Origin of the sequence: Acinetobacter soli, from assembly GCF_018139125.1 — a bacterium.
In the GTDB taxonomy this organism is placed as follows: Bacteria; Pseudomonadota; Gammaproteobacteria; order Pseudomonadales; family Moraxellaceae; genus Acinetobacter; species Acinetobacter soli.
In genome coordinates, this window is the sequence record NZ_CP073241.1 from 3,081,778 (window position 1) to 3,093,967 (window position 12,190).

Consider the following 12,190-nt stretch of genomic DNA (forward strand, 5'->3'; position numbering starts at 1 on the left):
ATTTTGTTGTTCTATCTCTATGTTTAACATAAAAACAGCCTGCGAATGCAGGCTGTTTGGTTAGCGCGTGTAAGGTGAGAGTGCTTTGGACGCACAAAACTTCAGAGCGGAACGCCCATACTCACGCCGACGGTTGGACGGACATTCATGCTGCTACATGCAGTCAGTAGCGAACATACACAGATCATCATGATGAATACTTTAGTCATTCAGTAAACCTTGTTGCTTGGCTTGAGTATACAAATCGAGCGCGCGTTTACCAGATTTACAAATCAGTAAAATCGGCTTTGGCAAGCTGTTATAGTAGCGAGCAAAAGCGTAAATATCTGTTTGAGTATTGCTGCCATTTTCAATGGGTTGATAGATCAAACTGACACGGGCTTTTTCAGCGACGTCTCTGAGTTGATATACCGTAAGACCATTGCCACGATCATGATCTGGACGCTGCAAAATCACAGAGCGAAAGCGACTGCGGTCGATTAGCTGGTTTAAGTCCTGCAACGAAATTTCATCAGAAATTGTCACGGCTGAACTCACCTGTGTGACTGCAGATTGTGCAAAGAGTGTGACCGGACTTAAAAATAAAAATGTAAGAATGCAAATTCGAACAAGATTAGTCATCCAGCAGATCCATCTGTTTGGCGAGTTGATAGAGGTTGTTGGAGCGGTTACCAGTACGACAAAACATTAAAATTGGTTTTGGTAACTCGTTATAATGATTTGCAAAAGTACGTACATCGAGTTCGCTAATCTGACCAGCTACCACAGGCTGATAAACGTAGTCGAGACCAACGTTACGAGCAGCTTCTTCAATCTGTGAACTGGTTGGCTGTTCTGGACCACCCTCAAGATCTGGGCGATTATTGATAATCGATTTAAAGCCTTTTTCTACCACTTGTGCAAGATGTTCTGGTCCAATTTGACCGGCGAAACCGACATTCTCTGTCATTTTGTCACTCCAAATCTTAAAAAAACGTATATGCTGTATCATAGCATTATGCAAGATATTGAGTTAAAGCGTCATACGTTTTTTTCAAACTCAATCGAGCTTATCGTGAAGGCAATGGAGCACGTATGCACGCTTATACAGTTGAACCACTGTATGTACAACATGGTCAAGACCTGATTGCTGCTGACTTTTACCGACCCAAACATCAAAAAAAACCTGCCGTAGTCATTATGGCGCATGGCTTTGCAGGATTGCGTCATTTTAAATTAGCTGCATATGCACAGAAGATTGCACAAGCCGGTTACGCGGTGGTGTTATTTGATTATCGCTATTGGGGTGGCAGTACGGGTAAGCCTAGGGAGCTGGTACATTTAAAGCAGCAAATTGATGACTGGAAAACCGTGATTCAATATATGCTTGCCAGCAAACTGATTGATGAGCGGCGCATCGTACTTTGGGGAACTGACTTAAGTGGTGGATATGTTTTAAGCCTGGCAGCAGAGCTGAAGCATGTGCATGCCGTAATTGCGCAGGTGCCGTTTATTGACGGTGCAGAAAGTGCCAAGTTGTATCCTTTACAGCAGTTGCCTCGGGCGCTGAAACTTTCCAGTCAAGATTATATGGGAGCCAAAGTCGGATTGGCTCCCAAAACACTTCCCGTTATCGCCGAACAGCAACTTTGTTTTTTGCCTACATCTGATAGCCGCTTGGGGTATCTGTCGATTGTCAACCCTGATTTTTACTGGAGCGGACAGGTTCCTGCACGTGCCTTTTTTCAGCTGCTGCGCTTTCGACCTATTCAGAGCGTGCGCAATATCAGTGTGCCGGTTTTATTTATTGCGGCTAAGCAAGATTCCTTGATTCCGATTGACTCGAGTCGCGAAGCTGCAACCAATATTGCACCATTTGTCGATTATCATGAGTGGAACATGCAACATTTTGATGTTTATCACGGTATTTGGTTTGAAAAAGCCATCGCAACCCAATTAGAATTTTTACATCGACATATTGGAGTGAGCTGACATGATTGTTGTATGCCCGTCATGTGGTGCAAAAAATCGCGTTCCCGAAGAAAAACTGAGTGCAGATCCGCAGTGTGGTCAGTGCCATGCCAAGCTTTTACCGCGCGAGCCGATCGAATTAAATGAGCAGAATTTTAGTCAATTTGTGACATATAGTGATTTACCCATTCTGATTGACCTGTGGGCTGAGTGGTGTGGTCCGTGCAAGATGATGGCGCCTCATTTTGCACAGGTTGCGGCTCAAAATCCTCAAGTAATCTTTGCCAAGATCAATACCGAAACTTCGCCTCGACTCAGCCAGGCATTTCATGTTCGTAGTATTCCGACCTTGGTGCTGATGAATAAAACCACCGAAATTGCTAGAATAAGTGGCGCGCTGCGATCGACCGAAATGCAACAATGGTTAGATCAGCACCTACAGTCTTAATTTCGGAGTTAATGTGTTGGATACCCCTATAAAACCTGAAGGGACATTGTCTTTACAAACCATTGCCATGCCTGCGGATACCAACTGGAGTGGAGATGTGTTTGGTGGCTGGATTGTATCGCAGATGGACTTGGCTGGTGCCATTCATGCGGAGCGCTTTAGTAAAGGGCGCTGTGCAACCATTTCCATTAATCAGATGACGTTTTTGGTTCCAGTCAAAGTAGGGGATGTGATCAGTTGCTACACCCGAATTTTAAAAGTGGGCAACACCTCGATTCAGATGCAAATTGAAGTATGGGACAGCCATGACAGCTCACGTTCTGCAAAACGTGTCACTGAGGGTGTATTTACGTTTGTGGCTGTCGATGTAAACGGCAATAAACGTCAAATTTCAGATGAGGTCAAACAGGCATTTTTAGCCCAATAGAACTCAAATCAATTCAAGAGCATATATTGAAATTAAAAAGGTACAGCCGATGCTGTACCTTTTTCTATGCGGTTGAGCGTATTTAGGGTTTGCGTTTAGGCAACCATGCCCAAATCATTTCACAGCGAATGGCTTCCACACCAGCATCATCAACCACCGTGACCGGAATGGAAAGCTCAGCTTTATCATGCTCTGCGATAAAACGCTGTTGTTCAAGGCTTAATTGAGCGGTTGCGGTTAACCCACCTTGAACAACTTTGAGATAATCGACATGCAAAGACTTGATCAGTAAAATCCGGTCATCGGGAACATGTAAACCAGTCAGAAACCCTGTTGCCGTTTCTGCCAGTAAAGCCATCGCGGCCGCATGTAAGCCCTTAATGTGATTTTGCATATTGCGCTGGTTCTCCAGACGAACCTTGACATGATGCTGATCGACCTCTAAATAACGAATATTGGCTGTGCCCACCATCGGCACAATCCGACCAAAGGCTTTACTCCAAAGCGTGCTTCGAAGCCCTTTAGGAAATTTAGAAGTCGCCTTTACCAGCTTTGCTAAACGATTGGTCTGAGCCATAACACGTCCCCATCTACACCGCAGAAAAATTAGTCTTTGAAATTATTAAACTGTAACGGTAGACCAAATTGTTGTTCGCGCAAAAAGGCCATCACTTGTTGCAATGTGTCGCGTTTTTTATCGCTGACTCGAATTTTGTCACCCTGAATTGAAGATTGCGCTTTGATGCCACTTTCTTTAATGGCTTTATTGATTTTTTTTGCGGTATCCGAGTCAAGTCCGTCTTTCAGTTTAATGACTTGAACCACATGTTTACCTGATGCGCTGGCTTTTTGTGGATCAAGCGCTTGGACGTCAATTTTGCGCTTGTAAAAATGATTTTCAAGCATGGTATACACTTGCTCACACTGAAAATCGCTTTCTGTCGAAATTTTAATTTCTTTCGATTTTTCGTTCAGTTCGATGGTAACGTCTTGACCACGGAAGTCAAAACGCGTCTGGATCTCTTTTTGCGTGTTTTGAACCGCGTGATTAACTTCAAAAAGTTCCAATTCAGAGACAATATCAAAAGAAGGCATGGTTTAGACCTTTACAAAGTGAAAGAATATTTGAGATGCTAGGGATGTTTTCTTCATTTGCCAAGTGTTGTTTACATCAAAGGAGTGCGCAATGATCCGTAAACAAGAAATTACGACATTTGAGTTCCCAGAAGATGCCATTATCTGGGATGTCCGTGATGCGAGTTCTTATGCTGAAGGGCATGTTAAAGGTGCTAAAAATCGACCGATCGGTGATTTAGGTGCAGAAAGTTTAACTCAGGTGCCAACGGATCAGCCGATTTATATTTTATGTGGTGGTGGTAGTAAAGCCCCGCGCGCTGCTGAAAAGCTTGAAGAGCTTGATAACTCGCGTGAATACGTGATCTTAATGGGTGGTACTCGCGCAGCCAAGGCTGCCGGAATGCCTTTGGATCAAGGGCACACAGCCTAAAAAAAGCGCCTTCGGGCGCTTTTTTTAAACTGAAATTTTATGAGTGTGTTTCAGGTTTAGGGTGCTCAGTTCTTTGCTTGATTGCAACTTTCTTTTTAAAGCGTTGTGGATTCAAGCGTTTGAACAAACTCTCTGGCACAGGGCAACTTTCTTTTAGAATCTGTGCGGCAAGTATTTCGCTACAGAGTGGGGAAAACATAAACCCTTTTGAACCCAGTCCTGCAAGCGTATATAGCCTAGATTGTGCAGTTGGTGCACCAGCCAAAGGAAAATAATCTGGAGATTGTGCCCGCACTCCGGCACGACCTGACCATGTACTCACTGGCGGCAATCCTTGTGCATATTCTGGGAAGACGCTGTGGATTAAATTAAAGTTATGCACATGGTCTTCTTCGTTGATCTCATCATCTTCACGCTGTGGCAAAAATGATGCGCCCAGAATCAAATGTGTCTCATCCAGTTGCATGCAGTAGCCGCCATAACTATATGCCTGCTCAAAAGGCAATGGATGCGCTGCGGTATCCACCCAGCTGATTTGTCCGCGAATTGGCTTAAGCTGTGGATAATGCTCAAACAATACGGCACTGTGCCGTGCAGCACATACAATCACGGCCGAGGCACGGAATAGCTCCTGTTGCTGCGCCATGATACGCACATGATCTGCATCTTCCTGAATTTGATCAATCTGGGCTATCTGCAAATGAATATTGGAATGTGCTAGAACTTCCTCACAAAACTGATGCGGCCGAATTGCACCGGCTTGCGTTAAGGTGAGGGCATCAAAAGGCGTTTGAACTGGTGAGGATTCAGCAGGCTGAGGCTGTAGAAGCTGCTCGGGATATTGTGTTGCCAGCGCCAGCAATTGCTCAGGCTCTTTGAGTGCAATCTGATTGACCTCAAGGGCACGAAACGCACTAAAACGCTGATAAAAGCGCATCGCATATTGCCAGCACACCAGCATCAAATGATCTGGACTTTGTGTAATCGGGCACAGCTTAGGATTGAGTAACGCCAATGGATTACCAGATGCGCCTGATAAAGGATGTGCCTGCTCAAAGATCGTCACCTGATGACCGCGCTGCGCCAAAGCCCATGCACAATTTAAACCTGCAATTCCGGCCCCAATAACGGCAAAGTGTTGCTGGCCTGAAGAGGTGGATTTCCTTAAGTGTTCTTCAGCATCGGGCCAAATGCCTTTTAGCATTTCCCGTTTATGCCCAAAACCTCGTGGTCGGCTGATTTGAATACCGTGCTCTCTGAGGCCACGTTTGAGCACACCAGCCACACTAAATGACGCAAAAGTGGTGCCGGGCTGAGAAAGCCGAATCATTTGGCTTAAAACCTGAGTTTCCCAAAGTTCAGGATTGCAGGAAGGCGCAAAACCATCGAGGAACCACGCATGAACCGCCTGCGTTTTGACGATGCATGGAAATACATCGTGAGCATCACCGAGCCAAAGATCGAGACTAAAGCGCTCGTTTGGAAAATTTAAGCGATGACACCCGGCAATCGGGAGAGGATATTGCTCGATCAGTGCATCTGCAAGCGGTTTAAGCTCGGGCCATGCACGAAGTGCGCGGCACAGATCGGTTTTACTGAGCGGAAATTTCTCCACGCTGATGGCATGTAAGTGACTCTGGTTATCGGGACGTACCTGTTGCCAGAGTTGCCAGAGCGCTAAGATATTCAGGCCTGTTCCAAATCCTGTTTCGCCTACACAAAAGTACTCAAATGGTGCTAAGGCTGCCAAACGTGTAGGCAGATCATTACCATTTAAAAAAACATGACGTGTTTCGAGCAATCCATTGTCTTTGGAGAAATACACATCTCCAAACTGCTTTGAGACCGGAACATCAATTCCGTCTACACAATGCCAATCTAACGTTGCGGTTTGGATGCTCGCTGACACGCACAGATCCTTTTATTCGGGTGAATAGAGGGTTGAGTTTACCATTGACGGCGACGCTTGGTGTAGACATAACCTGCAATCAGAAAGCCTAGAATTACCCCGACCGCAATCGTGGCGGCGCCATACAAAAACATTTGGGCACTGCGTTCACTTTGCAATACCTGAACCTGCACCATAAGATTGTCGTTTTTAAGCTGCAATTCTTGGTTTTGAGTCAGAGCATCCAGATTGGCTTGCTCAAGCTGTTTTAAACGACCAGCCTGATCTTTAACCAGCGCTTTAATTTTGGCATCTTGCTCAGCTTTGAGTTTGGCAATTTGCTCGGCGGTAAGCGGTTTTAATGCAGTATTGGCTGCATTTGCCACACTAGCAGTTGCTGGAGCCGTCGCAGTTGTAGCAGCAGATGTGCTAGGTTGAGCGGGTGCAGGCGTTGGTTCAACAGCCCAAACACTTGAGCACAGCAAAGATAAGCCGATCAGCGTTTTCAGCGTGTGAGACATGGAATTACTCTTTTGGAAAGGCTTTATTAAAGGGTTTGACATCGATGTGCCCATACACGCCTTCAATCCAGAATGGTTCTTCTTTTAACCAAGCATCCAACGCTTCACGACTGTCAAAATCAACAATAATGGTGCTGCCGTAAAAGCCAGCCTGCGGATTGCCTGCTTCTTTAGGCATGGCACCCGCGACAATCAGTCTGCCTTCGTCATCGAGTTTTTGTAAACGTTCGAGATGCTGTGGACGCGTCGCTAAACGTTTTTCTAGCGTCCCTTCGTTATCTGTACAGGTCACCACAAATAAAGGCATAAGGATATCCTTTTGTAAGAATTTTCAGAAGCTTAGGCATCTGGTGTCTTGAAAAATTTACGTAATACAACAAACTGGATAATGATAAATGAAAACATCACGATCATGTCACCAAATGCGGTAAATTCACCCCAATATTTTCCATGCATAAATACAAATGCAAAGAAGAAATGCAGTAATGACATCACCACAAACATGGCAGCCCATGCAAAGTTTAGATTTTTCCAGCCTTTGGCTGATAATTCAAAAATAGGGCCAAACAAACGTTGAATCAGCGGTGTTTTATCTTTACTAAAAAATGGCGACAGTAAAAAGGCACCTGCAAACACCAGGTTAAGAATGACGGCTTTGAGACGAATATAGAAGTCATCGCTGAGCATCAAGGTAATGCCACCAAAAATTACGGTCATAAACAACACAATCCATTGTTGTTTTTCAAGACGAAATTTTTGTGAAATGAACAGCCCGCCGTATACAATCAACATCGAGATAATGAGACCCGTGGTCGCAACCAAAATATTGTTATTGTCTACACCACCAGCCGAACCAATCAGTTTCAATAACGGATGCTGGGTATCGGCCGGATCGACAGTCTTATATAAATAAAAGAAAATAATGAGGGGCACAAAGTCTAAAAGTGCTTTCATGTTAGAGTATCTAAACCAGATCATAACGAATGGCATAGTATAGAAGATGCACGGCATAGATTTACATACGCACAGCAATATTTCTGATGGGACCTTATCGCCTCAGGCTTTGGTCGAATCTGCTGTCGCGTGCGGTATTCATACCTTAGCACTGACCGATCATGACACGATGGATGGGCTGGAAACTGCGCGAAAAATCGCCCAAGATCATGATATTCATATTATTTCTGGTGTGGAGGTTTCGAGTCAGTGGTCTCGTCCCAATACCAAAAAAGCTTATGGCGTACATATTGTGGCGCTGAATATGCAAAATCCAAAGCCCCTACAAGATGCATTAGTGATACAAAAAAATATTCGGGCGACGCGTGCCAAGCAAATTTGTCAGTTGTTAGAAGGCTGTATCGGATTTGATATTTATCCGGATGTACTGGCCAAGGTAGAGCATGTCCCTGACCGTATTACCCGAACCCATATTGCCAAAACCCTGATTGAAAAAGGAATTGTGAGTCGTCCGCAGCAGGCATTTGACCGCTTTTTAAAAGAAGGCAAACGGGCCTATGTCAAATTTGACGGTTTAGCGCTGCCCGAGACGATTCGTATTATTCATGAAAGCAAAGGTTATGCTGTATTGGCACATCCGACTCGCTACGATCTGTCGTCTACCAATATTCGCTACTTAATTGAGTATTTTGCCTCGTTGGGTGGCGATGCAGTTGAGCTACCACCCAGTATTGACCCACTCTCTACGCGCCAGATGGTCGATCGTTTGATTGCACAATTTGATTTAAAGGTATCGATTGGCAGTGATTTTCATGGCGACAATATGCCATGGATTAAACTGGGCAATACGCCACAGCCTAATCCTCGGCAGACCGGCATTTGGGAAAGCTTCTAAAGCAAGTTGTTATCTTGCGCTTGAATCGGTGGAGGCGTCGGTTTACCCAAGGTGCTCAATAGCTCAATTTCGATCATGCGCACCATCGAATCTAAAGGTAAGTCGTTACTTTGCGTGCCAAAAGGCTCTTCAATTTCAGTACTTAAAGCATCAAGGCCCAAAAAAGTATAGGTCAGAATGCCCACCAAGATCGGGGTAGCCAAACCAAGGGTCGAGCCTAAACTAAAGGGCAACATACAACAGAAAAAGTATACGGTTCGGTTAAGCAAAACAGAGTAGGCAAAGGGAATAGGCGTGTTGGCAATACGGTCACATCCGGTTTGTACCAGACTGAATTCGGCCACATACCGATTCATCTGGGTATAAATAATATCGCTAATTTCGCCTTCTTTCAGTGCTTGCATTAACTCCCAGTGAATAAGGCTTAAGGTGTATTGCGGTGCATTCACCTGTTGATACAACTGAGTGAGTGCTTGCTGGCTCAAGCCACTGGTTTCGGTCAGCTCAGTCGGATTAGCCGTTTGGTGACGTAGACGATCACGTAAAACGTTGGCAAATACAATTACATGCTGAATGATCCGTTCACGTCGTCCTTGCGGTAAAATTCTACAGTCACGATCAAAGTGACGCGCATTTGCAATCAATGACCCCCATAATTTACGTGCCTCCCACCAACGGTCATAACATGCACTGTTTTTAAACCCCAAGAAAATCGACAGCACCACACCAATAAGGGTAAAGCCGACCAACGGTAACTGGGGAAAATTAAAAATCTGGGTATACTGAATGCCGCCAATCACAGCCGAGATCAGCATCAAAATCCCAAGCGGTGGAAGAATTTTGGGTAAAATGGTTCCTCGCCAAGAAAAGAGTAGGCGAAAAATATTGGTTTGATCACGGACAATCATGCGAGACGTTCACAGCTTTTTTGAGCATGATCTTCACCAGTCGGTGCGGCTTTGTCAATATCTGGGCGATTGATTTTTTTGTACATGAAGTAAGCCATGTTCTGCAAATGAAAAACAGCCGTTTTTTGCAATAATAAAATGATCGATTAACTGGATGTCGACCAGTTCACAGGCCTGAAGCAAGCGTTGAGTAAGCGTCGTGTCGGCCTCGGAGGGTAGTGCGTGCCCGAAGGGATGATTGTGCGCAATCACAAGATGTGATGCGTGTTGTTGTATCGCATAACGTAACGTTTGATTAATCGAGATCTCGCAGCTATTTAAAGAGCCAAAAAAGAGTTTTTTAAAATGCAGCTTTCTTAATTCGTTGTCGAGACACAGCACGGCAAAAATTTCCTGTTTTTCTCCCAACAGTTCATAACGTAAATAATCCAGTACCTGTTCGGAGGAAGATAAACTTAAGGCATCTTGATGAAAATAATGTTCGAGATAGCGCCGTCCGAGTTCTTTTACCGCCATTAAGTGCGCATATTTGGTTGCACCCACTCCATGAAAGCCGGAAAGTTCTTCTAAGGAGGCATCAAAGACTGGATTCAGGCCGCCAAAATGTTGAATCATGTTGCGCGCCAGCTCAACTGCCGAGTGCTGCTTGGAGCCTGTACGTAAGAAGATGGCCAGCAGTTCGGCATCTGATAAGCTTGCAGGCCCAGTATGCAGTAACCGTTCTCGGGGTTGTTCGTGCTTGGGCCAAAATTTAATAGACTGTTGCATTCTGATTGAAGATGTACGTTATAGTTCTGATTTCGAAATTACAATGACTTGGGTCTAGGTCTATTTAATGCTATTGTGAGCGCCACTGCAACAGAAAGGTATGCTGTTCGTGAGCTTTGATTTAAGTGTCATTCCAAATAAAAACATTATTTTAGCTGTAACAGGCGGTATTGCGGCCTACAAAAGTGCCATTTTGGTACGCCGATTAAAAGATTATGGATTTAATGTCCGTGTGGTCATGACACATGGCGCACAAGCCTTTATCACACCCTTAACCTTTCAGGCTTTGTCTGGTTATCCTGTCCATACAGAATTGCTCGACACCGAAGCCGAAGCGGGTATGGGACACATCGAACTTGCACGCTGGGCAGATCTGGTGCTGGTTGCTCCCGCCAGTTGCGACACGATTGCCAAATTTGCACAGGGCTTGGCCGATGATTTACTCAGCACGCTGTATTTAGCCACTAAAGCACCGGTATGGGTTGCACCAGCAATGAACCAGCAAATGTGGGCGGCCAAAGCCACCCAGCGTAATTTACAAACGCTGGTCGAAGACGGTGTACACGTTATTATGCCAGATGCAGGCGCGCAAGCCTGTGGCGACGTAGGCTTGGGGCGTATGCCTGAGCCGGAGCAACTTGCTTATCAGGTGCGAGAGTACTTCCATAAAGCTCAACGTGCGATTGCAGAAAAATTTGGTTTGCTGGCCGGACAGCATGTCGTGATTACTGCTGGTCCAACCCGTGAAGCGATTGATCCCGTGCGCTATATTTCAAATCATAGTACTGGAAAAATGGGCTTTGCATTGGCAGCAGCCTGCTATGCTGCGGGTGCTAAAGTAACCTTGATTGCCGGGCCGGTGAGTCTGGATACACCTAATGGTGTACAGCGCATCAATGTAGCATCTGCGGTGCAAATGCTCGATGAAAGCTTGAATACTCTCAAACAAGGTTGCGATATTTTTATTGCCACTGCGGCTGTCGCCGATTATCGCGTTGCACAAGTGGCTGAGCAAAAGATTAAAAAATCGGGCGATGAACTTGAGGTGCGACTTATCAAGAACCCGGATATTGTGGCCACCGTTGCACAACAAGCAGAGCGGCCATTTATGGTGGGCTTTGCGGCAGAAACACAAAACGTGGAAGCTTATGCGGCTGGTAAGTTGGTGGCTAAAAATCTGGACATGATTGCCTGCAACGATGTGTCACGCAAAGATATCGGATTTGCATCGGATGAAAATGCCATGATGGTGTTTTTTGCCGAGCGTTATCACCTGAAAAAGCGAGAGCTAGAAAAAGCGTCTAAGCAGGAAATTGCGCAGCAACTGGTTGAAGCCATTTCTGATGCACTGCGCCGTAAAGTTTAGTTTTGCGGCTGATCAAGTTTTAAGTTTTTAAATATAAAGCTCCTACAAAAGGCGCTTTATGTTTTTCTCTAAACTGTATATTTTTAAGAGGGAGATAATCTCTGTAAAATGGACTGAGTGTATGAACAAGAAACTAATAGGAAGCCTGTTACTTGCAAGCTGTTTGAGCGTGAGCCACCTGACTATGGCAGCCAGCCTTCAAAACAACATGATCAGCATTGCAACGTCGTATTCTGACTTTTCAAAAGCAAGTAATGCCAAAGACGCAGAAATGGCATTAAGTAAAATGAAAATGGCTGCGCTAGATTCGAAAAAATCTAAGCCACCAAAGCTGGCCAATAAACCAGACAATAGTCCAGAGGTGATGGGGTATCACGCGGGCTTGGATCAACTGGTTGCCGAAATTGATAAAACCAATCTTTTGGTGAAGGCGGGTAAGCTGGATCAGGCCAAAATTGAAGGAAAAAAATTGATCGATATTCGTAACAGCAATCACAAAAAATTCAAATAATTGCAATTTTACATGTAAAAAAAGCGACCATACAGGTCGCTTTTTTT

Annotated in this window: 17 protein-coding genes; 7 read left to right on the forward strand and 10 right to left on the reverse strand. The window is 44.9% G+C overall.

Annotated elements, in window-relative coordinates; genetic code table 11:
• Positions 1–201 precede the first annotated feature (201 nt).
• Both KCV09_RS14225 and KCV09_RS14230 read right to left on the reverse strand, forming a co-directional pair.
• Positions 202–621, reverse strand: coding sequence for a beta-lactamase hydrolase domain-containing protein (locus KCV09_RS14225; RefSeq protein WP_004940675.1), 420 nt, complete (start codon positions 619–621; stop codon positions 202–204).
• Positions 614–949, reverse strand: coding sequence for a beta-lactamase hydrolase domain-containing protein (locus tag KCV09_RS14230; protein WP_004940674.1), 336 nt, complete (start codon positions 947–949; stop codon positions 614–616). Before KCV09_RS14230 ends, KCV09_RS14225 begins: the two co-directional genes overlap by 8 nt.
• Before the next feature lie 125 nt (positions 950–1,074).
• Between KCV09_RS14230 and KCV09_RS14235 the strand changes: the two genes are divergently transcribed.
• From KCV09_RS14235 to KCV09_RS14245, 3 genes are all read left to right on the forward strand, one after another.
• Complete coding sequence (locus KCV09_RS14235; protein WP_055414377.1) at positions 1,075–1,971, forward strand: alpha/beta hydrolase; 897 nt, start codon at positions 1,075–1,077, stop codon at positions 1,969–1,971.
• A 1-nt stretch (position 1,972) separates the two neighbouring features.
• Positions 1,973–2,398, forward strand: coding sequence for a thioredoxin TrxC (gene trxC / locus KCV09_RS14240; RefSeq protein WP_119026232.1), 426 nt, complete (start codon positions 1,973–1,975; stop codon positions 2,396–2,398).
• Positions 2,399–2,465: 67 nt separating this feature from the next.
• The gene (locus KCV09_RS14245) at positions 2,466–2,825 is read left to right on the forward strand and encodes an acyl-CoA thioesterase (RefSeq protein ID WP_171063771.1); all 360 of its coding nucleotides are present in this window, start codon (positions 2,466–2,468) and stop codon (positions 2,823–2,825) included.
• An 82-nt stretch (positions 2,826–2,907) separates the two neighbouring features.
• On the opposite strand, the gene KCV09_RS14250 is transcribed toward KCV09_RS14245, so the two are convergent.
• A complete protein-coding gene (locus tag KCV09_RS14250; protein ID WP_004945269.1) occupies positions 2,908–3,402 on the reverse strand; it encodes a DUF4442 domain-containing protein in 495 nt (164 codons plus the stop codon).
• A gap of 29 nt (positions 3,403–3,431) precedes the next feature.
• Positions 3,432–3,920 (reverse strand): YajQ family cyclic di-GMP-binding protein, encoded by a 489-nt coding sequence (locus KCV09_RS14255; RefSeq protein ID WP_004940662.1) that lies wholly within the window; start codon positions 3,918–3,920, stop codon positions 3,432–3,434.
• 91 nt (positions 3,921–4,011) lie between these two features.
• Between KCV09_RS14255 and KCV09_RS14260 the strand changes: the two genes are divergently transcribed.
• The gene (locus KCV09_RS14260) at positions 4,012–4,332 is read left to right on the forward strand and encodes a rhodanese-like domain-containing protein (protein ID WP_004940657.1); all 321 of its coding nucleotides are present in this window, start codon (positions 4,012–4,014) and stop codon (positions 4,330–4,332) included.
• A 37-nt stretch (positions 4,333–4,369) separates the two neighbouring features.
• Here the strand turns inward: KCV09_RS14260 and mnmC are convergent, their stop codons facing one another.
• Genes mnmC through KCV09_RS14280 form a run of 4 tightly spaced genes read right to left on the reverse strand, consistent with a single transcriptional unit; the run spans position 4,370 to position 7,695 of the window.
• Entirely contained in the window at positions 4,370–6,241 is a 1,872-nt protein-coding gene (gene mnmC / locus KCV09_RS14265; RefSeq protein WP_151815669.1) for an FAD-dependent 5-carboxymethylaminomethyl-2-thiouridine(34) oxidoreductase MnmC, read from the reverse strand.
• A 38-nt stretch (positions 6,242–6,279) separates the two neighbouring features.
• Positions 6,280–6,741, reverse strand: a complete 462-nt coding sequence (locus KCV09_RS14270; RefSeq protein WP_025095782.1) for a hypothetical protein — start codon at positions 6,739–6,741, stop codon at positions 6,280–6,282.
• A gap of 4 nt (positions 6,742–6,745) precedes the next feature.
• A complete protein-coding gene (locus tag KCV09_RS14275; RefSeq protein ID WP_004940649.1) occupies positions 6,746–7,048 on the reverse strand; it encodes a YciI family protein in 303 nt (100 codons plus the stop codon).
• Between the two features lie 32 nt (positions 7,049–7,080).
• Positions 7,081–7,695: a septation protein IspZ gene (locus tag KCV09_RS14280; RefSeq protein ID WP_004940647.1), complete on the reverse strand. Its 615-nt coding sequence runs from the start codon at positions 7,693–7,695 to the stop codon at positions 7,081–7,083.
• Positions 7,696–7,741: 46 nt separating this feature from the next.
• On the opposite strand from KCV09_RS14280, the gene KCV09_RS14285 reads away from it, so the two are divergent.
• Positions 7,742–8,590, forward strand: coding sequence for a PHP domain-containing protein (locus KCV09_RS14285; RefSeq protein ID WP_151815668.1), 849 nt, complete (start codon positions 7,742–7,744; stop codon positions 8,588–8,590).
• Here KCV09_RS14285 and KCV09_RS14290 read toward each other — a convergent pair.
• Positions 8,587–9,498 carry a bestrophin family protein gene (locus KCV09_RS14290; RefSeq protein WP_004940641.1) on the reverse strand — a complete coding sequence of 304 codons (912 nt, stop codon included), beginning with the start codon at positions 9,496–9,498 and terminating at the stop codon, positions 8,587–8,589. The genes KCV09_RS14285 and KCV09_RS14290 overlap by 4 nt on opposite strands.
• A gap of 54 nt (positions 9,499–9,552) precedes the next feature.
• The gene (gene radC / locus KCV09_RS14295) at positions 9,553–10,266 is read right to left on the reverse strand and encodes a RadC family protein (protein ID WP_004940638.1); all 714 of its coding nucleotides are present in this window, start codon (positions 10,264–10,266) and stop codon (positions 9,553–9,555) included.
• 109 nt (positions 10,267–10,375) lie between these two features.
• On the opposite strand from radC, the gene coaBC reads away from it, so the two are divergent.
• Positions 10,376–11,632: a bifunctional phosphopantothenoylcysteine decarboxylase/phosphopantothenate--cysteine ligase CoaBC gene (gene coaBC, locus KCV09_RS14300; protein ID WP_048763332.1), complete on the forward strand. Its 1,257-nt coding sequence runs from the start codon at positions 10,376–10,378 to the stop codon at positions 11,630–11,632.
• A 121-nt stretch (positions 11,633–11,753) separates the two neighbouring features.
• Entirely contained in the window at positions 11,754–12,143 is a 390-nt protein-coding gene (gene cybC, locus KCV09_RS14305; protein ID WP_025095784.1) for a cytochrome b562, read from the forward strand.
• The last annotated feature ends 47 nt before the right edge of the window (positions 12,144–12,190 follow it).

What these genes read in the sequence shown, in the direction of transcription:
- KCV09_RS14290 (WP_004940641.1), bottom strand. Translation starts at nt 9,498, where the DNA reads ATGATTGTCCGTGATCAAACCAATATTTTTCGCCTACTCTTTTCTTGG.
- KCV09_RS14275 (WP_004940649.1), bottom strand. Translation starts at nt 7,048, where the DNA reads ATGCCTTTATTTGTGGTGACCTGTACAGATAACGAAGGGACGCTAGAA.
- KCV09_RS14280 (WP_004940647.1), bottom strand. Translation starts at nt 7,695, where the DNA reads ATGAAAGCACTTTTAGACTTTGTGCCCCTCATTATTTTCTTTTATTTA.
- trxC (WP_119026232.1), top strand. Translation starts at nt 1,973, where the DNA reads ATGATTGTTGTATGCCCGTCATGTGGTGCAAAAAATCGCGTTCCCGAA.
- KCV09_RS14255 (WP_004940662.1), bottom strand. Translation starts at nt 3,920, where the DNA reads ATGCCTTCTTTTGATATTGTCTCTGAATTGGAACTTTTTGAAGTTAAT.
- KCV09_RS14285 (WP_151815668.1), top strand. Translation starts at nt 7,742, where the DNA reads ATGCACGGCATAGATTTACATACGCACAGCAATATTTCTGATGGGACC.
- KCV09_RS14230 (WP_004940674.1), bottom strand. Translation starts at nt 949, where the DNA reads ATGACAGAGAATGTCGGTTTCGCCGGTCAAATTGGACCAGAACATCTT.
- KCV09_RS14235 (WP_055414377.1), top strand. Translation starts at nt 1,075, where the DNA reads ATGCACGCTTATACAGTTGAACCACTGTATGTACAACATGGTCAAGAC.
- KCV09_RS14270 (WP_025095782.1), bottom strand. Translation starts at nt 6,741, where the DNA reads ATGTCTCACACGCTGAAAACGCTGATCGGCTTATCTTTGCTGTGCTCA.
- radC (WP_004940638.1), bottom strand. Translation starts at nt 10,266, where the DNA reads ATGCAACAGTCTATTAAATTTTGGCCCAAGCACGAACAACCCCGAGAA.
- KCV09_RS14250 (WP_004945269.1), bottom strand. Translation starts at nt 3,402, where the DNA reads ATGGCTCAGACCAATCGTTTAGCAAAGCTGGTAAAGGCGACTTCTAAA.
- cybC (WP_025095784.1), top strand. Translation starts at nt 11,754, where the DNA reads ATGAACAAGAAACTAATAGGAAGCCTGTTACTTGCAAGCTGTTTGAGC.
- KCV09_RS14245 (WP_171063771.1), top strand. Translation starts at nt 2,466, where the DNA reads ATGCCTGCGGATACCAACTGGAGTGGAGATGTGTTTGGTGGCTGGATT.
- KCV09_RS14260 (WP_004940657.1), top strand. Translation starts at nt 4,012, where the DNA reads ATGATCCGTAAACAAGAAATTACGACATTTGAGTTCCCAGAAGATGCC.
- KCV09_RS14225 (WP_004940675.1), bottom strand. Translation starts at nt 621, where the DNA reads ATGACTAATCTTGTTCGAATTTGCATTCTTACATTTTTATTTTTAAGT.